Below are 23,964 nucleotides of genomic sequence, written 5' to 3' on the forward strand. Positions count from 1 at the left end.
GCTTCGGTTATTCCCTTGGCCAACCGCCTCTGTCCCGCCGGAAATCTCCTCTGCAGAACGAGCAAGGAAGCGTATCTTCATGGCCATGCAATCCGAAAGCGATCAGGTTTCCCTCGGTCACTGGTTCCTCCGGGGCATGAGGGGTATTTTTTCCCTGCCGTCCTTCATCCTCATGACGTCCTTTGTCGGCTTCAGCGCCTTTGCGCTGGAATCGGGTGTCACCAGGGGCGAAGCCGTGTTCATGACGCTGATGATCTGGGCTTTGCCGGCCAAGATGATCCTGATCGGCTCCCTGGTCGGCGGCGCCAATCTCGCCGCCTGCTTTCTGGCGGTGACGCTCTCATCGGTCAGAATGATGCCGATGGTGGCCTCGATCGTTCCGGAAATGCGCGGCGCCAAAACCCCGACCTGGCTGTTGCTGTTCCTGTCGCATTTCGTCGCCATCACCGCCTGGGTTTTTGCCACGCAAAATCTCTCGAACGTGCCGCGCGAGGGCCGTGCCGCCTGGTTTGCGGGCTTCGGCATGACGCTCACCCTCGTCAACACGCTGATCGTCGGCCTTTGCTACGGTGTCGTCGCGGCCTTCCCGCCTCTGGTGGCTGGCGTACTGTTCTTCCTGACGCCGGTCTATTTCATCGCTTCCATCTGGGCCTCGGCCCGTCACTCCGTCGTCAAGGTCGCCTTTGTGGTGGGCGTCATTGCCGGGCCGTTATTCGCGGTCATCACACCGGAGTTCGATATTCTCTATGCCGGGATTGGTGGTGGCACCTTCGCCTATCTGGTCGATCGCTTTCTCTTTCGCCGCAAGATCGTGCCGGTCTCGCCGGAAGGAGAACCGTGATGACCGATCAATGGTGGGCGCCTTACGTCTTCATCGCCATTGCCGGATGGCTGGCAACCGATCTCTGGCGCTGGCTCGGCGTTCTCGCCGGCAACCGGCTGAAGGAGGATTCGGAGGCTTTGTCGTGGGTGAGGGCGGTCGCCACAGCCCTCGTCATGGCCGTCACCGCCAAGCTGATTGTTTTTCCGACCGGCTCGCTTGAGGCGTCGCCTGTCTGGCTAAGGGTCGGCGCCGCCGCGCTCGGCTTCGCCACCTTCCTTGCCGCCGGTCAACGCGTTCTGGTCGGTGTGGCAGCCCCCGTTATTTTTCTGGCTGCGGGGCTGTTTATGCTGGGTTTTGGTGTCTGACTTTATCTGAATATTAAATTCCCGGTTCTAGCTTTCGACTGTTTTAGCCAGGAATTTTCAGTATGAAATTATTTGTCGCAGAACGTTTTGTCCTGACTGTCATTTTGTCTTTGTTTCTGATTGATGCCGTTTTGATTGTCGTCAAAGATATCAATTTCGATTTCGGCGGATATCTTGTTTGCGTGTTGCTTGGCGGTGGCATTTTTATACTCGGCCAGTTTTATCGAAAAACCGGACGCGACCTGCGTATCGCAACGGCGTTGATTTCGGCGGGATTGTTCATTCTGTTCACTCTTGTGGCATCCGTTTTCAACTACATGTTCCTGCCGGTTCACTTTCCGGCCATCGATCCGCTGCTCATGCGCATCGATGCCGCATTCGGTTATAGCTGGCCGGATGTCGTCACCTGGGCGGCGACCTACCCATGGATCGGTACTGGCCTTTTCGTGGTCTATGGAACGTCGCTGATACAGCTTCTCCTGATCGTCATCATGCTCGGCTTCACCGGCAAGGACCGTATGCTGCACCACTTCCTTGTCACAGGTGTCTTGGGGGCGCTGGCAAGTATCCTGTTCTGGATCGTCTTCCCGACCTACGGTGCCAAGGCTTATCACGAACTGCCTTTATGGGTGTCCGAAGCCATCCCTATGGCGGTCAATCCTGCCTATGGCCGTGAGTTGATGCGGCTCGGGCAGGAGGGCGTGAGCTATCTGACACCTGCGGATGTCCTCGGTCTCATCGGCTTCCCATCGTTTCACATCTTCATGGCGGCAATGTCGGTCTGGTTCGTGCCCCGGCATTGGCTTTTCATGGCGGTTATCTGGACACTGAACGTGCTGATGCTGCCTGCCGTTCTGGTCCAGGGTGGCCATCATCTCTCGGATATCTTCGGCGGACTTGCCGCCTTCGCCATTGTCTGCCCGCTGTCGGCATGGCTCCTGAACTGGATGGATGCCCGATCTCATCAAACCGCCGCTGTTCCAGATGGGATAGTTCCCGTGGGTGTTTCAGGATAAGCCTTATCCGAATTTTAAAACCCCTGTTCTAGACTGTGCTCATTCGAACAGGGGCTTGATCATGAAACTCTTCCCTGCGGAACGGTTTGTTCTGTCCATCATCGTTGCGCTGTTTGTGATCGACGCGACGTTGATCACGCTGAAAGGCATTCGTATCGACTATGCCGGATACCTGGTCTGCGGGCTGCTCGGCGGTGGCGTTTTCATACTCGGTCAGTTCTATCGCAACAGCGGCCGCGATCTGCACATAGCCGCCGCGCTGACCTCGGCCGGTCTGTTCGTCCTGTTCACGCTTGTCGCTTCTGTCTTTAACTACATGTTCCTGCCGGTCCGTTTTGCAATCGTTGATCCCCTGCTTTTCCGGATTGATGGGGCGTTCGGTTATAGCTGGCCCGATGTGGTGACCTGGTCTGCGACCCATCCGTTGGTCGCCAAGATTCTCTATGCCGTTTACGCGACATCCTTGCCGCAGCTTTTGCTAATCGTTATCACGCTCGGCTTTACCGGCAGGCGTGCTTCGCTTCACCACTTCCTCGTGACCGGTGTGCTGGGTGCACTCACCTGTATCATCTTCTGGATATTTTTCCCGACTTTGGGCCCCTCCGCATATCAGACATTTCCTCAATGGGTGATGCAGGTCATCCCTCTGGCGGTTGATGCAGGTTACGGTCGGGAACTGGTTCGTCTCGCCTATGAGGGTGTCGTCTATCTCACGCCGAAAGACACGCTCGGCCTGATCGGCTTTCCGTCGTTCCACATCGTCATGGCGGCGATGTCTGTCTGGTTCGTGCCGCGCCATTGGGCGTTCAGAGCGGTGATCTGGCCTTTGAATGCCCTGATGGTGCCGGCCGTTCTGGTACAGGGTGGTCACCACCTTGTGGACATTGCTGGTGGTTTACTGGTGTTTGCCATCATCTGCCCGGTTTCGGCGTGGCTGCTGAACCGCATGGCGGAGCGGGAAAAGGCGCGCAGAGCACCTCTTTCCCAGTCTCAGGCTCTGGCAACCAAATAACTGCTCAGCTGGTCCTGTGCCTCCTGAACGAGCCAGCCGAACAGCCGTTTTGCTGGGGCCGTCATGGTCTCTGGCGCCACCAGCCAGTAATATTTGTCCTGATCAGACGCCTGATCGAACAGCACGCTCAGACGACCGCTCGTTATCTCGTCCCGCATCAACTCGGTCGGGCATAGTCCAACACCCTGTCCGGCTTTCAAGGCTGTCAGAAGCAGATTGAAATCGGCAAAGATCGGTCCCGTGTTTTGGGGGCTGCGTGTTCCCGTCGCTGCGAACCAGTCCCGCCAGGCCGCCTCGGTCTCGTCATGCAGAAGTTCCGCCTTCGAGAGCCTCGCAATATCCTTGATCGGTCCGAAGTTTTCGAGATAGGCGGGCGCGCAGGTTGGCCTGGTTGCGGCACTGAACAGCGCCACTGCGCTCTCCGTCGGTCGTCTGCCGTGCAGGATGGTCAGGTCGGCCGGCGTGGACATGCCCGTCGTCGAATAGCTGATTGAAACCTGGATATCAGGATGAAGCGCGCGGAAGCGGGGCAGGCGAGGCGTCAGAAAATATGCCACCACGGAAGGCAGGCTGGCCAGCCGCACGACTGCGCGCTGTTTGCGTCCGCGGATCTCTTCGGCAGATGCCGCAACCTGCCGCAGGCTTGAGGAGACCGTGGCTCCAAACTCGCGTCCTGCCGCGGTCAGTCGAACACCGCGCGCCTGCCGTTCAAACAGCGGTTCGCCCAGCCATTGCTCCAATGTACGGACATGCTGGCTGATGGCGGCGGCACTCATGCCCAGTTCAGCCGCAGCGCCTGCGAAACTTTCGTGGCGGGCAGCAGCCTCAAAGGCGCGAAGGGCAGGGAGCGGAGGTAGTTTCATGGTCTCCGAAGGCTAAGTGATACTTGTGCTCAGGGCAAGAAAAACCCGTCTTGTCAGGCCGTCTTGCACAGGGCAGTTTCGCTTTTGCCACTGCCCTTTGTTTCGAGGATTTATATGTCGCACACCGCCATGACCGAACCCGCAGATGCCGCTGAGCGGCGCGCCCGCCGTCCAGTTGTTGTTTATCCGAATGGAACGCTTGAGGCACCTGACCTTTCCAGTCTCGTAAAGGCCAGGGAAACGATGCAGAAGGTGGGTGAGGTGATTGTACCACCACGTGATGGCCGCACCTTTCAGGTGCCTAAGGGGCATTTCTTCCGCATTATCAGCATTGATGGTCCACAGGTTGGCGACCTCAATCTCTGGAACGCGCATGATCTGACCGAGCGTTTTTTCAGCGGCAAGACCCGCGCCCTTCATGCCACCCATGTCTCCATCGGCGACCGGCTGTGGAGCAACCTGCCATCATTGCGCCCGATGGCAACGATCACCGGTGATAGCCTCGCATGGTACGGTTGGGATGAGGATGGCGGCGGACTGCATGATGTGATCGGCACGCGTTGCGATCCCTACACCAATCGCCTGCTCAGCGGCGGTGATTACCACCATTGCTGCCATTCGAACCTCACCAATGCGCTGGCATCGTCCAGAGGCCTGTCGTTTGCAGAGGCCGAACCGCATGTGCACGACGTTCTCAACGTCTTCATGTGCACGGGCTTCACCCGCGACACACACCAGTATTTCATGAAGGCAAGCCCCGTTCGGCCGGGCGATTATCTGGAATTTTTTGCCGAGATGGATCTGCTCGGCGGTCTCTCCGCCTGCCCCGGTGGCGATTGCAGCGCCAGCCACTCAAGCGATGCGGCTGCCTGCTACCCGCTGAAGGTGGAAATCTACCGCCCGGATATGGCGCTTCTCAACGCTTGGCCTTTCCCGGAACGCAATGCTTATCGCAACCCGGTGTGAAGGCCGGACCTGATCTGTTGCCACCAGCCGCGTATTCACGAGCGGGACCCCGGTTGTCTCCGGGGTCGTTGCTGTGATCGTCAGGAAGCCAGGGCTGCCTTGATCTTTTCTGCATGTGCTTTCAGCACGTCGCTGTCGGCCATCGCGCCGGAATGCGGCTTCAGCGGCTGGCCTTCCACGCGCGGAATGACGTGGAAATGCAGGTGGAACACCGTCTGTCCGGCAGCCGGCTCATTGAACTGCGCAACGTAGACGCCGTCGGCATCGAAGGCCTCCTTGGCGGCGACGGCAAGCTTCTGCACCACGGCAATGGTGCGGGCCAGCACGTTCGGATCGGCATCCAAGAGGTTGCGCGAACCGATTTTCGGAATGACCAGGAGGTGACCCGGCGCCTGCGGCATCACATCCATGAAGGCCAGCGTATGCTCGTCCTCATAGAGCTTCACGCTCGGAATTTCCCCGCGCAGGATCTTGGCGAAGATGTTGTTGTCGTCATAAGCGCTGGCGGTCATCAGCAGTCTCTCCTCATGTGGTGATATCGAAAACGGATTATTCATCCGATTCTTGTCTTTCGCCCTTGCGGAAGGGCGTGTGGTCTTCGAGGTAGTCGCCGATGTTTTCAACTTCCTGACGTTCCCGTTCCAGATAGTCGTCAATGGCGCGGCGCAGCCCCGGATGGACGATGTAATGCGCAGAATGCGTGGTGACAGGCACATAACCACGCGCCAGCTTGTGTTCGCCCTGCGCGCCCGCCTCAACCCGCTGCAAGCCTTTCGACAGGGCAAAATCGATGGCCTGATGGTAGCAGACTTCGAAATGCAGAAAGGGATGATCCTCGATGCAGCCCCAATGCCGGCCATAAAGCGCGTCCGAACCGATGAAGTTGATGGCGCCTGCGATATAGCGTCCGTCGCGTTTTGCCATGACGAGCAGAATGTCGTCGGCCATACGCTCGCCGATCAGCGAATAGAATGTCCGCGTCAGATAGGGTCGGCCCCATTTGCGGCCACCCGTATCCATGTAGAAGGTAAAAAACTGATCCCAGATGTCTTCCGTCAGATCACTGCCGGTCAACCAGTCGATGCTGATGCCGTTTTCGAGCGCGGCGCGGCGTTCCTTTTTCAGTCCCTTGCGTTTGCGGGACGAAAGGGCATCGAGAAAATCGTCGTGATCGCGGTAGCCATTGTTGAGAAAATGGAACTGCTGATCGGTCCGGTGCAGAAAGTCCTGCGAGGTGAGGGCTGCAATGTCGTCATCCGTTGCGAAGGTGACATGGGCCGATGACAGGCCGCCCTTTTCGGTTACCTGTCCGATACCGGAAGCAAGAAGCAGCTTGACGCCGTCATTGTCGGATGTCTGCGAGGTCAGAAGGCGCGGACCGGTCGCCGGGGTAAAGGGGATGGAACACTGCAGCTTGGGATAATAATGTCCGCCGGCCCGTTCAAAAGCGTCCGCCCAGCCGTGGTCGAAAACATATTCGCCCTTGCTGTGGTTCTTCAGATAGGCCGGTACGGCACCAAGCAGATCGCCTTTTTCATTTTCAAGCAGCAGGTGGTGGCCCTGCCAGCCGGTCTTGGCCGTTGCCGATCCGGACTCTTCGATGGATGATAAAAAGGCGTGTGAAATAAATGGATTATAGGACTTTCCTTCCGCGTTGCGCGAAGTTCCGGAAAGCTGCTTCCAGCGATCCGGATCGATATCCGTGAAGGATTGCGCAACGCGGATGGAGTAGTTTTCTGTCATGCCGTAGCGGACGGGTTCTCTCTCGGGTCGAAACCTTCGAATGTCATCTGGTCAGCATATTTATAGGTAATCGCACGGGCATTTTCATCCCTTACCGTCCAGGTAATCACCGGAACGCCAAGTTTTCTTTGTGCTTCGATAAAGCTGTTTGGCAGGTGGCCCCAATGGTAGGAGATGAAGTCGAGGCCGATATGCATGGCTTCGTCATGCTTGAAGAAGTCTTCCGGCTTGTCGCCTTCGGCCGTGAGGCCGAGTGGCCAGGGGGAACCGGCGGCCTTCAGATCCTTCAGGAGATGATGGTCGAAGCTCATCAGCGCCACATGGCCCTTGTAACCTTCGAGGTCTTCCAGCACCGCCTCGGCAAAACCGTCATCGACGCCTTCACCCTCGCGGCCCTTCAGCTCGATCACCAGCGGCACCTTGCCGGCACAGAGTGCCAGAAGCTGCTTGAGCGTCGGGATCTTGTCCTTGGTCTGGCCGATCGACAGCAGCGACAGTTCGCCGGACGTCCGCTCGCGGATGTCACCCTTGATGCCGGTCAGGCGGGTCATCTCATGGTCGTGGAAAACGACCGGTACGCTGTCGGCACCAAGCTGAACGTCGCATTCGATTGCAAATCCGGCTTCGATGGCGCGGGAAAACGCCGAAAGCGTGTTTTCCCAGATCGCATGGTTCATGTCATGATAGCCGCGATGGGCAACAGGCTGAGCAATCAGCCAGGAAAGTTTCAGCGTCATACGTCTATTTCCACGATCGCGTCGATTTCGACAGAGGCATTGAAGGGCAGGCAGGCCATGCCGACGGCGGCGCGCGCATGTTTGCCGGCATCGCCGAGAACATTGGCGAGAAGGTTGGACGCACCGTTGATCACAAGGTGCTGCTCGGTGAACTCGGGAACGGAGGCAACGAAGCCATTGAGCTTGAGGATGCGGCGGATTTTCGAAAGGTCGCCATTCAAGGCTGCCTTGACCTGCGCGAGGATGTTGACGGCGCAAAGTTCGGCCGCGCGCTGGGCTGCGGGAACATCAACATCGCGTCCAACGAGGCCCGTGACCGCAATCTTGCCGGATTCCATCGGCAATTGACCCGATACGTAAAGCAGATTGCCGCTGATGGTGAACGGAACGTAGTTTGCCGCAGGTGCGGCGGCGACGGGAAGCGTAAAGCCAAGTTCCTTGAGGCGGCCTTCGATGACGTCCGACATTTTCGTCTCCGGTTTTGTTGTAAATCCTTCAAGAATCCGGCATTCAGGAGATGTGATCCCAAAGCCGGGCGGTTGCTTGTACAATATGAGTGGCGAGTCCAACAGGAGATAATGCATGTTTGTCAGGAAGCTTGGTTTCGTTGCCACTACGGGGCTCTTGTCCTGCTTGTCGAACGCTGCCAATGCTTTGCCCGCCCAGCTTCCCAATCTGATTGCCCATCGGGCAGTCTACGATCTGGAGCTGAAGGATGCATCGGATCGCTCCGGCATCGAGGGCATGACCGGCCGCATGGTCTATGAATTCACCGGTTCCGCCTGTCAGGGCTACAAGACGGACTTCCGTTTCGTCACGCAGATCAATACCGGCGACGCCGTTCGCCTGACGGATCAGCAGACCACGACGTTTGAGGACCCGGCCTCCAAGAAGTTCACCTTCGAGACGAAATCCTACACCGACGACAAGCTGGACAAGGAAGTGCAGGGCGCTGCTAGCGACAGCGATGCCGGTGTGAAGGTCGACATTACCCGACCCGATGCGCGCCAGATCGATCTCGTCGCCTCCGAATTCCCGACCGAACACATGTTCCAGGTCATCGAGAACGCCAAACAGGGCAAGCGGATTTTCGAGTCCCGGATTTTCGACGGCTCCGATGATGGTGACGAAAGCCTGATTACCTCGACCTTGGTCGGCAAGTCGCAGACGGCGAAGGATGGGGACGCGGAAGCCGGCAAGGCGGGCGATTTCGCCAAGGCGTCCTTCTGGCCTGTCACCATCGCTTATTACAACGACAAGACCGGTACGGATTCTCTGCCGATCTACCGCATGTCGTTCAAGCTCTACGAAAACGGAATCACCCGCGACCTGACCATGGATTACGGTGACTTCGTGCTGACCGGAAAGCTTGCGAAGCTCGATATCCTCACGCCCGAAACCTGCGAAAACAAGCCGGTTCGCTGAAACCGGCCTCGTCAGGCAGGTTTTTTCGCATAAAAGCTTGCATTTTGTCGCAGGCGACTGTATGCGCCTCACCATTCCACACGCGAAGCTTGGGATGTTCCGGGAGAAATCCGGATCGTTCCGCCCGGTGGTGTCGATGAAAGTCGATGCTGTTCGCTTCGCGGGGGTTAAACCGGAAAAGGAGTAACAAGGCATGGCATTGCCCGATTTTTCTATGCGTCAGCTTCTCGAAGCTGGTGTTCACTTCGGCCACCAGACGCACCGCTGGAACCCGAAGATGAAGCCGTACATCTTCGGCGACCGTAACAACATCCACATCATCGACCTCGCTCAGACGGTTCCGATGCTGTCGCGCGCCCTCCAGGTCGTGTCCGACACCGTTGCCCGTGGCGGCCGCGTTCTGTTCGTTGGCACCAAGCGCCAGGCGTCCGAAATCATCGCCGACAGCGCAAAGCGTTCGGCTCAGTACTACGTCAACTCCCGCTGGCTCGGCGGCATGATGACGAACTGGAAGACGATTTCGAACTCGATCCAGCGTCTTCGCAAGGTTGACGAAATCCTGAACTCGGAAGCTTCCGGCTACTCCAAGAAAGAGCGCCTGAACCTCGAGCGCGAGCGCGAAAAGCTTGAAAAGGCTCTCGGCGGTATCCGCGATATGGGCGGCGTTCCGGACCTGATGTTCATCATCGACACCAACAAGGAAAAGATCGCGATCGAAGAAGCCAAGCGTCTTGGCATTCCGGTCGTTGCGATCATCGACTCGAACTGCGATCCGGATGCAATCGATTACCCGATCCCGGGCAACGACGACGCTTCGCGCGCAATCTCGCTGTACTGCGACCTGATTGCTCGCGCTGCCATCGACGGCATCGCACGTCAGCAGGGCTCTTCCGGCCGTGACATCGGCGCTTCGGAAGAAGCTCCGATCGAGCCTGCGCTCGAAGACGAGGCTGGCGCCTGATAAGGGTCTGTCGGGCGGCGAATTTCACGCCGCCTCATCGATCATGATCTGCAAGGCCGTCAAAGACCGTTCCGGGTTGACGGCCTTGTTCGTTTCAAATCGCTCCGCCGGTGATCGGCGTCCTGATGTGATTGAAACGTCCGGGGTGCTCATTCATCACCCTGTCACACTTTAGGGTAAATTCGTCACCCAAACATCGGCATGGCGATTTCCAGCCTGCTGACCGATTGAACAGACAAGAGGCAAACAATGACCGAAATCACAGCCGCAATGGTTAAGGAACTGCGCGAGAAGTCTGGCGCAGGTATGATGGACTGCAAGAAGGCTCTTGCTGAGACCAATGGCGACATGGAAGCAGCAATCGACTGGCTGCGCGCCAAGGGTATTGCCAAGGCTGACAAGAAGTCTGGCCGCACGGCTGCCGAAGGTCTCGTCGGTATCGCATCTGCCGGTCACAAGGCTGTTGTCGTCGAAATCAACTCGGAAACCGACTTCGTTGCTCGTAACGATGCCTTCCAGGACATCGTTCGCGGCGTTGCTGCCGTTGCTCTGACGACCGACGGCACTGTTGACGCGATTGCTGCTGCCACCTACCCGGCAACCGGCAAGTCCGTTTCGGACAGCATCAAGGACGCGATTGCCACCATCGGCGAAAACATGACGCTGCGCCGTTCGGCTGCGCTCGAAGTTGAGCACGGCGTTGTTGCAACCTACATCCACAACGCTGCTGGCGACGGCATCGGCAAGCTGGGCGTTCTGGTTGCCCTGAAGTCGGTTGGCGACAAGGCTGTTCTGACCTCGATCGGCCGTCAGGTTGCCATGCACATCGCTGCAACCAACCCGCTGGCGATTCGCGCTGAAGAAGTTGACGCTGCTGTTGCTGAGCGCGAGCGCAACGTCTTCATCGAACAGGCTCGTGAATCCGGCAAGCCGGAAGCAATCATCGAAAAGATGGTTGACGGCCGTATGCGCAAGTTCTTCGAAGAAGTTGCTCTTCTGTCGCAGGCTTTCGTTATCAACCCTGACCTGACGGTCGGCGCTGCTGTCAAGGAAGCCGAAAAGGAAGCCGGCGCAGCGATCGAAGTCACCGGCATGGTTCGCCTGCTGCTCGGCGAAGGCGTCGAGAAGGAAGAAAGCGATTTCGCGGCAGAAGTCGCCGCAGTCGCCAAGGGCTGATTATATTTACCCAATCTTGGGGAAACGGGAGGGCATCGCGTGACAACGCGGTGCCCTTCGTGTATCCGCGTTTCGGTTACATTTCCGAGGAGTCATGATGTCTTCCAAGCCGATCTATAAACGCGTCCTGCTCAAGGCTTCCGGTGAAGCCCTTATGGGTGACCAGGGTTTTGGTATCGATGTTGCGGTCGCCGACCGGATTGCCTCCGATATCGCTGAAGCAAGAGCAATGAATGTCGAAGTCGGCGTCGTCGTCGGCGGTGGCAATATTTTCCGCGGCGTTGCCGTTGCCTCTAAGGGTGGCGACCGGGTGACCGGCGACCACATGGGCATGCTGGCAACCGTCATCAATGCGCTGGCGCTTGCAACGTCACTTCGAAAGCTCAGCATCGACACGGTCGTTCTCTCGGCCATCGCCATGCCTGAAATCTGCGAAAGTTTCTCGCAGCGCGCCGCTCTGCACCATCTGGCCCAGGGCCGCGTGGTGATTTTCGCCGGTGGTACGGGCAACCCGTTCTTCACGACCGACTCCGCAGCCGCCCTGCGTGCTGCCGAAATGGGCGCTGAAGCGATCTTCAAGGGAACGCAGGTCGATGGCATCTATTCGGCTGACCCGAAGAAGGACCCGACAGCAACACGTTTCGACGAGTTGACCCACAGCGAGGTTCTCGGCAAGGGTCTGGCGGTCATGGACGTTGCAGCCGTGGCGCTTGCACGCGAAAACCACATTCCGATCATCGTTTTCTCGATTCACGAGAAGGGTGGCTTCGCACAGATATTGACCGGCGGCGGCCGTAAGACCATCGTGCACGACAAGTAATCGCAAACGAACGATGCCGCCTGGTGCGGAATACGGCCGCGATGGCCGACAGAGATGGAGTATCAAATGAGTGGTGTTGACCTCACCGATATCAAGCGCCGTATGGATGGTGCCATCAATGCATTCAAGAGCGATATCGCATCGCTGCGCACCGGCCGCGCATCGGCCAACATTCTCGACCCTGTCACGATTGACGCCTACGGCTCGCGCGTGCCGCTGAACCAGGTGGCCAACATCACCGTTCCGGAGCCGCGCATGCTCGGCGTCAATATCTGGGACAAGTCGATGGTCAACGCCGTCGACCGCGCCATCCGCGAATCCAATCTCGGTCTCAACCCGATCGTTGACGGTCAGAATCTGCGTATTCCGCTGCCTGAACTCAACGAAGAGCGCCGCAAATCGCTGGTCAAGGTTGCCCACGAATATTCCGAAAAGGCCAAGGTCGCGATTCGCCACGTTCGCCGCGATGGCATGGATGGTCTGAAAAAAGCCGAAAAGGATGGCGACATCGGTCAGGACGAAAGCCGTGGACAGTCGGAAAAAGTTCAGAAAATGACCGACGACACGATTTCGGAAATTGACCGCTTGCTTGGCGAGAAGGAAAAGGAAATCATGCAGGTCTGATCGCCAGGGCGACAGACACTGTATTTTATTCGTTTTAAATCCGCGCTGCCAATATTGGATCGATATGCCGACGACGACGATACGTTCCTCAGTTCCCGAGCACGTCGCCATCATCATGGATGGTAACGGGCGTTGGGCAAAGCAGCGCGGTCTTCCGCGAATCATGGGTCATCGCCGGGGCGTGGAAGCCGTTCGTGAAACGGTGCGCGCTGCCGGTGACTGCGGCATTTCCTATCTGACGCTGTTTGCCTTCTCGTCGGAAAACTGGCGTCGGCCGGAGTCCGAGGTCACGGATCTGATGGGCCTGCTGAAAGCCTTCATCCGTCGCGACCTTGCTGAGCTGCACCGTGAAAACGTGCGTGTCCGCATCATCGGTGATCGTGAGACTTTGAAAGCCGACATTCGCTCGCTTCTCGAGGAAGCCGAGCACATGACGCGTGATAACACCAAGCTTACGCTTGTTATCGCATTCAACTACGGAAGCCGCGACGAGATTGCCCGTGCGGCGGCCTCGCTTGCGCAGGATGTTGCCCAGGGCAAGCTCGATGCAGCCTCGATCACGCCGGAGATGATTTCGGGACGGCTCGACACTGCCGGCATCCCGGACCCGGATCTCATCATCCGCACCAGCGGTGAGGAGCGTCTGTCGAACTTCCTGCTCTGGCAGGCTGCCTATTCGGAATTTCTCTTCGTTCCAGACTACTGGCCGGATTTCGACCGCCAGCATTTCTATTCTGCAATCGAGCAATATGCGACGCGTGATCGCCGTTTCGGCGGCTTGGCCGATCAGGTTGCTGTGGCAGGCGCCTGATGAGCCCTGAACTCCGTTTGCGGATCGTCTCCGCGATCGTCATGGCGGCGGTCATCCTCACTGCGACGTGGTACGGCGGCATTCTGTTCCGTATCGTCGCGGGCCTTCTGGCTATCCTCATCTATTATGAGTGGTCCTCGATCACGAGGCTGTCTGAAACAAACCCGACGGGCAATGCCTGGGGCTGGTTCTCGGTCGCTGTGATCGCCGGCAACACGATTTTCGGCGAGACATCGCTCGATCTGCCGCTTCTTTCCGGTTTTGCCCTGACAGCGGCGCTGTTTCCGATTCTGCGCGGCCAAAACTGGTGGCTGGTTGGTGGCATTGTCTATGCGGGGCTGAGCGCGATTTCGCTTGCCGCCATCCGCAGCGACGATCTCGATGGCTTCGTTTCGATCATCTTTATCTTCGCCGTTGTCTGGTCGACGGATATCCTGGCCTATTTTGTCGGTCGTGCCATTGGCGGGCCAAAGCTTGCACCGTCCATTTCGCCCGGTAAGACCTGGTCCGGTGCCATCGGCGGCACGGTTGCCGCGCTGATTGGCGGGGCGGGTGTGTCCATGGTCTATCATGGCCGGGTCGGCTTCGTCATTCTCGGGCTTGCTCTGGTGCTGTCCGTTTTCAGCCAGATCGGCGACCTTTTCGAATCCTTCGTGAAGCGGCGTTTTCAGGTGAAGGATTCCAGTCACCTCATTCCCGGTCACGGCGGTTTTATGGACCGGGTTGACGGTCTTGTTTTTGCCTGCTTTACCGTGTTCGTCATTGCTTTCGTGCATGCGGCGGTTACCGGCGATGCGCCCGGTTCACGCGGCGGCCTGTTGCCAGGTTTTTGAAGTGCGGCGGGTCATTGGAGTAAGAGGCTGAGTTATGAGCACAGTAATGGCTGCCACCGGGTTTTTGACCGGTTATATCATTCCATTCATCCTCGTTCTCTCGCTGCTCGTTTTCGTGCATGAGATGGGCCATTATCTGGTTGGACGCTGGTGCGGTATTCGCTCCACCGCCTTTTCCATCGGATTCGGGCCTGAACTGATCGGTTTTACCGACAAGCGCGGCACGCGCTGGAAGATTTCCGCGATCCCGCTCGGCGGTTACGTGCGATTCTTCGGCGATGAGGATGCATCCAGCAAACCGGATAGTTCCGGCCTTTCCCACATGTCGCTTGAAGAGCGTGCGCAGACCCTGTCGGGCGCAAAGCTGTGGAAAAGAGCTGCTACCGTCGCGGCCGGCCCCATCGCCAACTTCATACTGGCGATCCTGATCTTTGCCTTTCTGTTCGGGATCTACGGCCGCGTCATCGCTGACCCGGTTGTGGCCGAGGTGCGCGAAAACAGTGCGGCTGCGGCCGCAGGCGTTCTGGCCGGAGACCGGCTTGTCGCCATCGATAATGAAAAAGTGAAGACCTTTGAGGATGTGCGCCGTTACGTCGGCATCCGTCCGGGCACGCAGATCGTCGTGACGGTCGAGCGGGCAGGCGAGGAGCTTCGTCTGCCGATGGTTCCGACCCGCACTGAAACCACCGACCAGTTCGGCAACAAACTGGAAATGGGTATCATCGGTATCGTCACCGATCAGAACAGCGGCAACTTCAGGCACATTACCTTCACGCCGACCGAGGCCTTGATTGAAGGCGTGCAGGAAACCGGCCACGTCATCACGGGAACGTTCAATTACATCGGAAATCTGGTGACTGGCCGCATGAATGCCGATCAGCTCGGCGGTCCGGTGCGGGTTGCGCAGGCGTCCGGCCAGATGGCCACGCTTGGCATTTCCGCCGTGATACAGCTTGCAGCCGTGCTTTCGGTGTCGATCGGTCTTCTCAATCTCATGCCTGTCCCGGTTCTGGACGGCGGGCATCTGGTGTTCTATGCAATCGAGGCGATCAGGGGCAGGCCGCTCGGTGCGGGCGCGCAGGAAGTTGCTTTCCGTATCGGACTTGCCATGATCTTCAGTCTGATGGTATTCGCAACTTGGAATGATATCAGCAGCTTGATCGGTTGAATGGGGTGTTTTATCGATTTTGTTAGCGGCTTGTTTACCTTGTTTTTATGCCAAAGTGGCGAATGAGCCACTCTAGGTCACGAAGTAAACAGAAATTAACGTTCGCGCTTGCTTGTAGAGGAAAAGCAGGTAAAACGACGCAGATGGCCGGAGTCGGGTTCCGCCCGCTGAGGGACAACGTAAAAAGGTAAGAATTGAAATGAAGGCTGGTTCAAGATTTTTGAACGCGGTGTCGGCGGTTGCGCTGTCTGCTGGTGTTTCTTCGGTTGTAGGCCTGGGGGTGCTTGCTTCTGCGGGTGTTGCGAATGCCGCTGTCGTCAGCAGAATTGATGTTCGGGGTGCCGAAAGATCTGGTGCAGATTCTGTACGCTCCAATCTCACCATCGCGCCCGGACGCAACTTTTCCAATTCTGACATCGACGAGTCGGTGAAGCGTCTTTACGCCACCGGTTACTTCTCGAATGTCGCCATGCGCGTTTCCGGCAATACGTTGGTCGTGACCGTCAGCGAAAACCAGATGGTCAACCAGGTGGTTTTCAACGGCAACCGCAAGATCAAGGACGAGAAGCTTTCCGGCATCGTGTCGACGCAGCCGCTCGGTCCGTTCAACCAGGCGCTCGTTACGGCTGATATTGCCCGCATCAAGGAAGCTTACGCCGCCATTGGCCGTAGCGACATTGAAGTGACGACGCAGACCGTTTCCGTCGGCCAGGGCCGCGTGAACATCGCTTTCGTCATCAACGAAGGTGAGCGCACCAAGATCGGTCGCATCGATTTCGTTGGTAACAACGCTTACAGCGACGGCCGTCTGGCTGCCGTTATCAACACCAAGAAGTCCAACATGCTGTCGTTCCTGACGCGTAAGGACGTTTACAACGAGGACAAGCTGCGCGCCGACGAAGAGGCGCTGCGCCAGTTCTATTACAACCGTGGCTACGCCGACTTCCGCGTCGTGTCGTCCGAGGCTGTGCTGGACGAGTCCAAGAACGAATACAACATCACCGTAACCGTCGATGAAGGTCAGCGTTACAACTTCGGCAATGTCGCGGTTGAATCGACTGTTCCGGGCGTTGATGGCACTGAACTGCAGGGTCTCGTAGAAACCCGCCAGGGCGGCACCTACAGCGCCAAGGAAGTTCAGCAGAGCATGGAAGCCATCAACAAGCGTGTTGCTGCCGAAGGTTACCCCTTCGCCCGCGTTACGCCGCGTGGCGACCGTGACATGAGCGGCAACACTGTTGGCGTTACCTACATCGTCGACCAGGGCGAACGCGCTTACGTCGAGCGTATCGAAATCCGCGGCAACACCCGCACACGCGACTACGTTATCCGTCGCGAATTCGATATCTCTGAAGGCGATGCTTTCAACCAGTCGATCATCACCTCCGCAAAGCGTCGTCTTGAAGCGCTTGGCTACTTCTCCAAGGTCAACGTTTCGACCGCCGGCGGCAGCGCCCCGGACCGCGTCGTGATCGTTGTCGACGTTGAAGATCAGCCGACCGGCTCCTTCGGTATCGGTGCTGGTTACTCGCAGAACGACGGCGTACTGCTCGAAGCTTCTGTAGAAGAAAAGAACTTCCTCGGTCGCGGTCAGTACATCCGTATCGCTGCGGGCGCAGGCGAAGACGATGCGCGCAGCTACACGCTGTCCTTCACCGAGCCTTACTTCCTCGGTTATCGCCTTGCAGCCGGGTTCGATCTCTTCAAGAGCCAGACGAGCAGCGAAGACTATTACGATTACGACGAACAGGGCTTCACGCTGCGCGTTACCGCGCCGATCACTGAAGACCTGTCCACGACGTTCAAGTACACCTACAAGCAGATCAACTATGACGGCGAAGGCGATTGGGAGAACACTGCCAACCTCGCAGAGCCGTATCAGGAGCTGATCCGTGGCGGTGACTGGACACAGTCGATCATCGCAAACACGCTGAACTTCAACACGCTTGATGACCGCAACATGCCACGCGAAGGCTGGCAGGCGCAGCTCACGAACGAGTTTGCAGGTCTCGGTGGCGATTCCGAATACTACAAGATCTACGCCAAGGCGCGTTACTACCACACCTTCTCGGACGAGTACGACATCATCGGCTCGCTGACGGGTCAGGCTGGTCACGTGATGCCGACCAACGACAACCTGCTGGTCTTCGATCAGTTCAAGTTTGGTGGTCGTCAGGTTCGCGGCTTCGAGAACGACGGTATCGGTCCGCGTATCGGAAACGACTCCATCGGCGGCACGACCTACTTCGCGGCTTCTGCTGAAGTCACGGCTCCGATGCCTGGCATTCCGGAAGACTTCGGTCTGCGTCTCGCCGGCTTCGTTGATGCTGGTACCATGTACGGTAACAAGGTCTCCACGACCCAGACCGTTCAGGACGACAGCTCGATCCGTGCTTCCGCTGGTATCGGCGTCATGTGGGCATCGCCCTTCGGTCCGATCCGCGTCGACTATGCCGTTCCTTTCATGAAGGAAGACTACGACGAGGAACAGCGTTTCCGGTTTGGCATGTCCAACACTTTCTGATATCGGCAGTCCAGAACTGCAACTTTGAACGTTCTGGAGTTTCCGTCTGATGGAATACAACGGCTTTTTTCCGCCCCACGAAGGAATGCGATTGAAAGACATCGCAGACCGTCTTGGGGCGGAACTGTCTGATGAGGCGGCTGGCGAGCGGATCGTGCGATCCGTGGCGCCCGTCTACCGGGCAAAATCCGACCAGCTCTGCTACATACTTTCCCGCAAGAACCGCGAGGAACTGCTGACCTGTGAAGCGGCTGCGGTCATCTGCGATGTGGCCCTGGCAAGCTCGATACCGCCCCATATCCCCGCTTTGATCTCGAAGACGCCGCATACGCTGTTTGCGCAGGCCGGCGCGCTTCTGCATCCTTCCGCCATGCGTCCTTCGACCTTCGGCCGTATGGACACGGCGATTTCGCCGTCCGCTCATGTCGATCCGTCGGCACGTCTGGAAGACGGTGTAGTTGTCGAGCCGTTTGCGGTGATCGGTGCTGACGCACATATTGGTGCGGGCACGCGCATCGGGCCGGGCGCGATCATCGGCGCCAATGTGCAGATCGGTCGCGATTGCACGATTGCCGGCGGCGCCAGCATCGTTGCGGCACTGCTCGGCAACAATGTCATCATCCACAACGGTGCACGCATTGGCCAGGATGGTTTCGGTTATGCACCGGGTCCGCGTGGCATGCTCAAGATCGTTCAGATTGGCCGCGTCATCATTCAGGACAACGTCGAGATCGGCGCCAACACCACGGTTGATCGTGGCACGATGGATGATACCGTTATCGGCGAAGGCACCAAGATCGACAATCAGGTCCAGATTGGCCACAACGTTCGCATCGGCCGCCATTGCGGCATCGTCAGCAAGGTCGGCATTGCCGGAAGTACCCGCATCGGCGATGGCGTGATGATTGGCGGCGCAGCAGGCATCAACGGCCACATCACCATTGGTGATGGCGTACAGATTGCGGCAATGAGCGGCGTTGTTGCCGACGTGCCGCCCGGCGCGCGTTACGGCGGTACGCCGGCGCGTCCGATGAAGTATTTCCTGCGCGACATGGCCGACATTCTGGCCCGCGTCGAAGAACGTGATAAAAAAACAGGAGAAAAAAACAATGGCTGAAGAAACGACGACGACGCTTGGCGCGGCTGACATTCTTGAAGTGATGAAGCTGCTGCCGCATCGTTATCCGTTTTTGCTCATCGACAAGATCATTGAGATCAACGGTGACAATTCGGCAATCGGCATCAAGAACGTCACGGTCAACGAGCCGCACTTCACGGGTCACTTCCCGGATCGCCCGATCATGCCTGGCGTTCTGATCGTTGAAGCCATGGCCCAGACGGCTGGCGCGATCTGCGCGCGCAACCAGGGTGATGGCGGTTACCTCGTTTATTTCATGACCATCGACAACGCCCGTTTCCGCAAGCCCGTCGTTCCTGGCGACCGTCTGGAAATTCACGTTGCAAAGCAGCGCCAGCGCGGTAACGTCTGGAAGTTCCACTGCGAAGCGAAGGTGGATGGCGTGCTGGTCGCTGAGGCGGATGTCGGCGCGATGATGATCCCTGAGGATCAGCAATGAGCAAGATCGCGGCTTCGGCCACAATTCATCCGACAGCGGTCGTCGAAGACGGCGCTGTGATCGGAGAGAACGTTTCCATCGGTCCGTTCAGCTATGTCGGTCCGAAGGTGACGTTGCACAATGGTGTAAAGTTGTTGAACCATGCTGTCGTGACGGGCAACACGGTCATAGGCGAGGATTCCGTCATCTACCCCATGGCCGTTATCGGTGGCCCACCGCAGGCAATTCGCCACGACGGCTCAGAAACGACGCTGGAGGTCGGCGCACGCTGCACGATGCGCGAAGGCGTCACCATGAATGCTGGTAGCTCGGATGGCGGCGGCAAGACCGTTGTTGGCGATGACAACCTGTTCCTGGCCAATTCGCATGTCGCGCATGACTGCATCCTCGGCAGCCACATCGTTCTGTCGAATAACGTCATGCTGGCTGGTCACGTCACCGTCGGCGATCGCGCCATCCTCGGTGGCGGCTGCGCCGTTCATCAGTTCACCCGTATCGGTCGCCAGGCGTTTATCGGTGGGCTCGCGGCGGTCAATTACGATGTCATTCCCTACGGCATGCTGAATGGCAATCCCGGTATTCTCGGTGGCCTGAACGTCGTCGGCATGACGCGTGCTGGTATCGAGCGGGCAGACATTCACAAGGTTCGCCGTATCTTCAAGCAGGTCTTCGAAAGCGAAGGCGCGATCCGTGGTAACGCTGCGGCCATCGAGCGTGCGGATTTCGCCGATTGCCCGCAGGCGCTTGAGGTTCTCGACTTCATCTTGGCTGCAACCGATCGGCCGATTTCCTCGCCGAACCGGGGCAAATAAGCCGTGAAGGGCAGCGGACGCCTCGCCATTATTGCGGGCAGCGGGCAATTGCCGCTGTACGTGGCTGGCGCTGCGCGCGACATGGGTGAAAACCCGTTCGTTGTCCGTCTGCGCGATGATTCCCGCCTTGATTGGCAAGGCTTCGACAGCGCCGTCATCAGTGTCGGCGATGTCGCGGGCCTCGGCCGGTTGCTGAAAGACAAGGGCATAGACCGTGTCGTTCTCTCCGGCGCCGTCGCACGCCGCCCGGAGTGGCGCGAAATTCGCCCTTCGGCAAAAATACTGCTGCGCCTGCCGTCGATCGTCCGCACGCTTTTGTCCGGCGGTGACGATACCGTGCTGCAGATGGTCATCAAGATCATAGAGACGCTGGGTGCGCGGGTCATTGGCGCCCATGAGATTGCGCCCGGTCTTCTGGCCACCACCGGTCCCTTTGGCCTCCACAAGCCGCAGGAAGACGATCTGCGTGATATCCGCAAGGCGGCACAGGCTGCTCTGGCGCTCGGCACGCTTGATGTCGGGCAGGGCGCTGTCTCCGTTGGCGGGCGTATCGTGGCGCTCGAAGGTGTCGAGGGAACCGATGCCATGCTAGCGCGGGTTGCCGCGTTGCGTGCGGAGGGCCGTATTTCCGCGCGTCGCAAAGGTGTTCTCGTCAAGCTTTGCAAGCCGCAGCAGGATATCAGGGCCGATCTGCCGACAATCGGCGTAGACACGGTCCAGAATGCTGCCAGGGCAGGCCTTGCCGGGATCGCGGTTGAATCGGGCAGAGCCCTGGTGCTGGATCGTGACTCCATGCTGCAGGCCGCCGATGCACAAGGCATCTTCGTCTGCGGTATCGATACGTCACTGGATGGAGACATGATGTGATGGCTGAAACCCTGAAGGTGGCCGTGATCGCGGGTGAAGTGTCCGGTGACCTCTTGGGAGCAGACCTGATCCACGCTCTGAAGACCCAGTATAGAGGGCCGATCGAACTGGTCGGCGTGGGCGGCGAGGGGCTGGAGGCAGAAGGTCTCACCTCGTTTTTCGACTATTCCGAACTGTCGATCATGGGTTTCACGCAGGTTTTGAAGAAGCTGCCGAAGCTGATCGCCAGAATCAGGCAGACGGCCGAGGGCATCGTCGCGGCAAAACCTGACGTGCTGCTGATTATCGATAGCCCGGACTTTACCCATCGCGTCGCCAGAAAGGTGCGTCAGGCATTGCCGGATCTGCCGGTCATCAACTATGTCTGCCCCAGCGTATGGGCCTGGAAGGAGTACCGCGCCACCGCGATGCTCTCTTACGTCGATCATGTTCTCGCACTTCTGCCGTTCGAACCGGAAGCCATGAAACGGCTGGGCGGCCCGCCAACCACCTTCGTCGGCCATCGCCTCAGCGTTGATGGGGACTTGCTGGCCGTGCGGCAAAAGCGGGCAGGGCGTGCCTTGCCGGCGAAGGGCGAACCCCGAACCATTCTGCTGTTGCCCGGCTCACGCTCGACCGAGACCACGCGGCTGATGGAGCCGTTCCAGGATGCGGCAAAAGCCTTCGTGGAACGCAATGGCCCCACCCGCTTCGTCCTGCCGACCGTGCCGCGTCAGGAAAGCCGCATTCGGGAACTGGCTGCGACGTGGCCGGACCACATCCGGCCTGAAATCGGCGTTGGCGCCGATTTCAAGTGGAAGGCCTTTGCCGAGGCCGATGCGGCCATTGCCGCATCCGGTACAGTCATTCTTGAACTGGCGCTCGCAACGGTTCCCACCATTTCCGTCTACAAGACCGACTGGATTTTCACCATGCTCAGCAAGCGCGTGAAAACCTGGACCGGCGCTTTGCCGAACCTGATTGCCGATTACGCGGTCGTGCCGGAATATTTCAACGAGGTCGTGCGCGCCGGTTCCATGCTGCGCTGGGCAGAGCGCCTGTCTTCCGACACGATCCAGCGCCAGGCCATGCTGGAAGGCTATGCGCTGGTGCAGGAGCGCCTGCGCACCGACGTGCCGCCGGGCGAAACCGGCGCCCGCATTCTTCTCGATGTTCTGAACGCACGTCGCGCGAGACACTGACATTTCAGCATTTCGGTTGACCTGAAATCGCAGAGCCATTCCTACTGCGGCGAAGCTTGCCGATTCTGAGCAGGCCTGTCCGATCGTCCCGGAAGCGTTGCCGTAACCCGGGTCTTACCTTCTGCAGACTTTGCAAAGAAAAAGGCCGGCGGGTTTCCCCGTCGGCCTTTTTGATGGCTGGGTTGCCAGCGCTTAGCGCTTGGAAACCGGAATGTAGTCGCGCTTGCCGGCGCCCGTGTAGAGCTGGCGCGGACGGCCGATGCGCTGCTGCGGATCTTCGATCATTTCGTTCCACTGCGCGATCCAGCCAACGGTACGGGCCAGAGCGAACAGAACGGTGAACATGGTCGTGGGGAAGCCGAGAGCCTTCAGCGTAATGCCGGAGTAGAAGTCGACGTTCGGGTAGAGCTTCTTTTCGACGAAGTAAGGATCGGACAGAGCGATCTTTTCCAGTTCCAGCGCGACCTGCATGATCGGATCGTCGGAGTTGCCGGTTGCTTCCAGCACTTCGTACATCGTCTTCTGCATGATCTTGGCGCGCGGGTCGTAGTTCTTGTAGACGCGGTGGCCAAAGCCCATCAGGCGGAACGGATCGTTCTTGTCCTTGGCGCGGGCAATGTACTCAGGAATACGGTCAACCGAGCCGATTTCGTTGAGCATGTTGAGCGCAGCTTCGTTCGCGCCACCATGTGCCGGGCCCCAGAGGCAGGCAATGCCAGCCGCGATACAGGCAAACGGGTTTGCACCCGAAGAACCGGCAAGACGAACCGTCGAGGTGGAAGCGTTCTGCTCGTGATCAGCGTGCAGGATGAAGATGCGATCCATGGCGCGGGCCAGAACCGGATCAACCTTGTATTCTTCGCACGGTACGGCAAAGCACATGTGCAGGAAGTTGGAGGCGTAATCCAGATCGTTCTTCGGGTAAACGAAGGGCTGACCGATGTGGTACTTGTAAGCCATGGCAGCGATCGTCGGCATCTTGGCGATCATGCGCAGCGAAGCGACCATGCGCTGATGCGGATCGGTGATGTCGGTCGAGTCGTGGTAGAAGGCCGAGAGCGCGCCAACGGTACCGCACATGACGGCCATCGGGTGTGCGTCACGACGGTAGCCGGTGAAGAATCGGCTCATCTGCTCATGCACCATGGTGTGGCGCGTTACGCGGGTGTCGAAGTCCTTCTTCTGTGCGGATGTCGGCAGTTCGCCGTAAAGCAGCAGATAGCAGGTCTCGAGGAAGTCGCCCTGTTCGGCGAGCTGCTCGATCGGATAGCCCCGGTGAAGCAGAACGCCTTCGTCGCCGTCGATGTAGGTGATCTTGGATTCACAGGAGGCCGTGGACGTGAAACCCGGGTCGTAGGTGAAAGACCCTGTGTGTTTGTACAGCGTGCCGATATCGACGACGTTTGGTCCGATCGTGCCTTCCCGTACCGGGAGTTCGACCTGTTTATCGCCAAGTGTCACTGTAGCGCTTTTTTCCGTCATACTGATCCTCCGAAAACATGCGGGTGGGGGCGCTGGGAAGCGCCCCGCGGTTAAGCGTCTGATGATTAGCTATATGATCCTTGCGCCAATGCCAAGCTATTCAAAGGTCAAATTGTGCATTGCAGTAAACCTGTTGCGCGCCTTCGTGCAGTTGGGTGAAGAGCCGATTAAATATCTC

Annotated in this window: 25 protein-coding genes; 19 read left to right on the forward strand and 6 right to left on the reverse strand. The window is 58.4% G+C overall.

Annotated elements, in window-relative coordinates:
* Positions 1 to 85 precede the first annotated feature (85 nt).
* From FY156_05420 to FY156_05435, 4 genes are all read left to right on the forward strand, one after another.
* Entirely contained in the window at positions 86 to 841 is a 756-nt protein-coding gene (locus tag FY156_05420) for an AzlC family ABC transporter permease (protein UXS03030.1), read from the forward strand.
* Positions 838 to 1,188, forward strand: a complete 351-nt coding sequence (locus FY156_05425; protein ID UXS00970.1) for an AzlD domain-containing protein — start codon at positions 838 to 840, stop codon at positions 1,186 to 1,188. The genes FY156_05420 and FY156_05425 overlap by 4 nt, the downstream gene beginning before the upstream one ends.
* A gap of 62 nt (positions 1,189 to 1,250) precedes the next feature.
* Positions 1,251 to 2,204, forward strand: a complete 954-nt coding sequence (locus tag FY156_05430) for a hypothetical protein (protein UXS00971.1) — start codon at positions 1,251 to 1,253, stop codon at positions 2,202 to 2,204.
* 61 nt (positions 2,205 to 2,265) lie between these two features.
* Positions 2,266 to 3,216: a hypothetical protein gene (locus tag FY156_05435; protein UXS00972.1), complete on the forward strand. Its 951-nt coding sequence runs from the start codon at positions 2,266 to 2,268 to the stop codon at positions 3,214 to 3,216.
* On the opposite strand, the gene FY156_05440 is transcribed toward FY156_05435, so the two are convergent.
* On the reverse strand, positions 3,195 to 4,079 hold the full coding sequence (locus tag FY156_05440; GenBank protein UXS00973.1) for a LysR family transcriptional regulator: 885 nt from the start codon (positions 4,077 to 4,079) through the stop codon (positions 3,195 to 3,197). The genes FY156_05435 and FY156_05440 overlap by 22 nt on opposite strands.
* Positions 4,080 to 4,193: 114 nt before the next feature.
* On the opposite strand from FY156_05440, the gene FY156_05445 reads away from it, so the two are divergent.
* Positions 4,194 to 5,045 carry a DUF1989 domain-containing protein gene (locus FY156_05445; protein ID UXS00974.1) on the forward strand — a complete coding sequence of 284 codons (852 nt, stop codon included), beginning with the start codon at positions 4,194 to 4,196 and terminating at the stop codon, positions 5,043 to 5,045.
* 80 nt (positions 5,046 to 5,125) lie between these two features.
* On the opposite strand, the gene FY156_05450 is transcribed toward FY156_05445, so the two are convergent.
* The 4 genes from FY156_05450 to FY156_05465 are packed head-to-tail and all read right to left on the reverse strand — an operon-like array spanning position 5,126 to position 7,992.
* Positions 5,126 to 5,557, reverse strand: a complete 432-nt coding sequence (locus FY156_05450) for an HIT family protein (GenBank protein UXS00975.1) — start codon at positions 5,555 to 5,557, stop codon at positions 5,126 to 5,128.
* A gap of 37 nt (positions 5,558 to 5,594) precedes the next feature.
* Positions 5,595 to 6,788, reverse strand: a complete 1,194-nt coding sequence (locus FY156_05455) for a GNAT family N-acetyltransferase (GenBank protein UXS00976.1) — start codon at positions 6,786 to 6,788, stop codon at positions 5,595 to 5,597.
* The gene (locus FY156_05460) at positions 6,785 to 7,525 is read right to left on the reverse strand and encodes a glycerophosphodiester phosphodiesterase (protein UXS00977.1); all 741 of its coding nucleotides are present in this window, start codon (positions 7,523 to 7,525) and stop codon (positions 6,785 to 6,787) included. Before FY156_05460 ends, FY156_05455 begins: the two co-directional genes overlap by 4 nt.
* Positions 7,522 to 7,992 (reverse strand): RidA family protein, encoded by a 471-nt coding sequence (locus FY156_05465; GenBank protein UXS00978.1) that lies wholly within the window; start codon positions 7,990 to 7,992, stop codon positions 7,522 to 7,524. The genes FY156_05460 and FY156_05465 overlap by 4 nt, the downstream gene beginning before the upstream one ends.
* 115 nt (positions 7,993 to 8,107) lie before the next feature.
* On the opposite strand from FY156_05465, the gene FY156_05470 reads away from it, so the two are divergent.
* The 14 genes from FY156_05470 (at position 8,108) to lpxB (ending at position 22,304) form a co-directional block, all read left to right on the forward strand.
* On the forward strand, positions 8,108 to 8,950 hold the full coding sequence (locus FY156_05470; protein ID UXS00979.1) for a cell envelope integrity EipB family protein: 843 nt from the start codon (positions 8,108 to 8,110) through the stop codon (positions 8,948 to 8,950).
* A 193-nt stretch (positions 8,951 to 9,143) separates the two neighbouring features.
* Positions 9,144 to 9,911: a 30S ribosomal protein S2 gene (gene rpsB / locus FY156_05475; GenBank protein UXS00980.1), complete on the forward strand. Its 768-nt coding sequence runs from the start codon at positions 9,144 to 9,146 to the stop codon at positions 9,909 to 9,911.
* A gap of 249 nt (positions 9,912 to 10,160) precedes the next feature.
* Entirely contained in the window at positions 10,161 to 11,087 is a 927-nt protein-coding gene (locus FY156_05480) for an elongation factor Ts (GenBank protein UXS00981.1), read from the forward strand.
* 97 nt (positions 11,088 to 11,184) lie between these two features.
* Complete coding sequence (locus tag FY156_05485) at positions 11,185 to 11,907, forward strand: UMP kinase (GenBank protein ID UXS00982.1); 723 nt, start codon at positions 11,185 to 11,187, stop codon at positions 11,905 to 11,907.
* Positions 11,908 to 11,973: 66 nt separating this feature from the next.
* Positions 11,974 to 12,531: a ribosome recycling factor gene (gene frr / locus FY156_05490; GenBank protein ID UXS00983.1), complete on the forward strand. Its 558-nt coding sequence runs from the start codon at positions 11,974 to 11,976 to the stop codon at positions 12,529 to 12,531.
* 64 nt (positions 12,532 to 12,595) lie between these two features.
* Entirely contained in the window at positions 12,596 to 13,342 is a 747-nt protein-coding gene (locus tag FY156_05495) for an isoprenyl transferase (protein UXS00984.1), read from the forward strand.
* Complete coding sequence (locus FY156_05500) at positions 13,342 to 14,175, forward strand: phosphatidate cytidylyltransferase (GenBank protein ID UXS00985.1); 834 nt, start codon at positions 13,342 to 13,344, stop codon at positions 14,173 to 14,175. The genes FY156_05495 and FY156_05500 overlap by 1 nt, the downstream gene beginning before the upstream one ends.
* Before the next feature lie 46 nt (positions 14,176 to 14,221).
* Entirely contained in the window at positions 14,222 to 15,343 is a 1,122-nt protein-coding gene (rseP, locus tag FY156_05505; protein ID UXS03031.1) for an RIP metalloprotease RseP, read from the forward strand.
* A 199-nt stretch (positions 15,344 to 15,542) separates the two neighbouring features.
* Positions 15,543 to 17,867: an outer membrane protein assembly factor BamA gene (bamA, locus tag FY156_05510; GenBank protein UXS00986.1), complete on the forward strand. Its 2,325-nt coding sequence runs from the start codon at positions 15,543 to 15,545 to the stop codon at positions 17,865 to 17,867.
* 49 nt (positions 17,868 to 17,916) lie between these two features.
* Positions 17,917 to 18,984: a UDP-3-O-(3-hydroxymyristoyl)glucosamine N-acyltransferase gene (lpxD, locus tag FY156_05515; protein UXS00987.1), complete on the forward strand. Its 1,068-nt coding sequence runs from the start codon at positions 17,917 to 17,919 to the stop codon at positions 18,982 to 18,984.
* The gene (gene fabZ, locus FY156_05520) at positions 18,977 to 19,444 is read left to right on the forward strand and encodes a 3-hydroxyacyl-ACP dehydratase FabZ (protein UXS00988.1); all 468 of its coding nucleotides are present in this window, start codon (positions 18,977 to 18,979) and stop codon (positions 19,442 to 19,444) included. The genes lpxD and fabZ overlap by 8 nt, the downstream gene beginning before the upstream one ends.
* Positions 19,441 to 20,256, forward strand: coding sequence for an acyl-ACP--UDP-N-acetylglucosamine O-acyltransferase (gene lpxA, locus FY156_05525; GenBank protein ID UXS00989.1), 816 nt, complete (start codon positions 19,441 to 19,443; stop codon positions 20,254 to 20,256). The genes fabZ and lpxA overlap by 4 nt, the downstream gene beginning before the upstream one ends.
* Before the next feature lie 3 nt (positions 20,257 to 20,259).
* Positions 20,260 to 21,123: an LpxI family protein gene (locus tag FY156_05530; protein UXS00990.1), complete on the forward strand. Its 864-nt coding sequence runs from the start codon at positions 20,260 to 20,262 to the stop codon at positions 21,121 to 21,123.
* Positions 21,123 to 22,304 (forward strand): lipid-A-disaccharide synthase, encoded by a 1,182-nt coding sequence (gene lpxB / locus FY156_05535; GenBank protein UXS00991.1) that lies wholly within the window; start codon positions 21,123 to 21,125, stop codon positions 22,302 to 22,304. Before FY156_05530 ends, lpxB begins: the two co-directional genes overlap by 1 nt.
* Positions 22,305 to 22,496: 192 nt before the next feature.
* Here the strand turns inward: lpxB and gltA are convergent, their stop codons facing one another.
* The gene (gene gltA, locus FY156_05540; protein UXS00992.1) at positions 22,497 to 23,786 is read right to left on the reverse strand and encodes a citrate (Si)-synthase; all 1,290 of its coding nucleotides are present in this window, start codon (positions 23,784 to 23,786) and stop codon (positions 22,497 to 22,499) included.
* Between the last annotated feature and the right edge of the window lie 178 nt (positions 23,787 to 23,964).

Origin of the sequence: Agrobacterium tumefaciens (assembly GCA_025559845.1) — a bacterium.
Taxonomy (GTDB): domain Bacteria; phylum Pseudomonadota; class Alphaproteobacteria; order Rhizobiales; family Rhizobiaceae; genus Agrobacterium.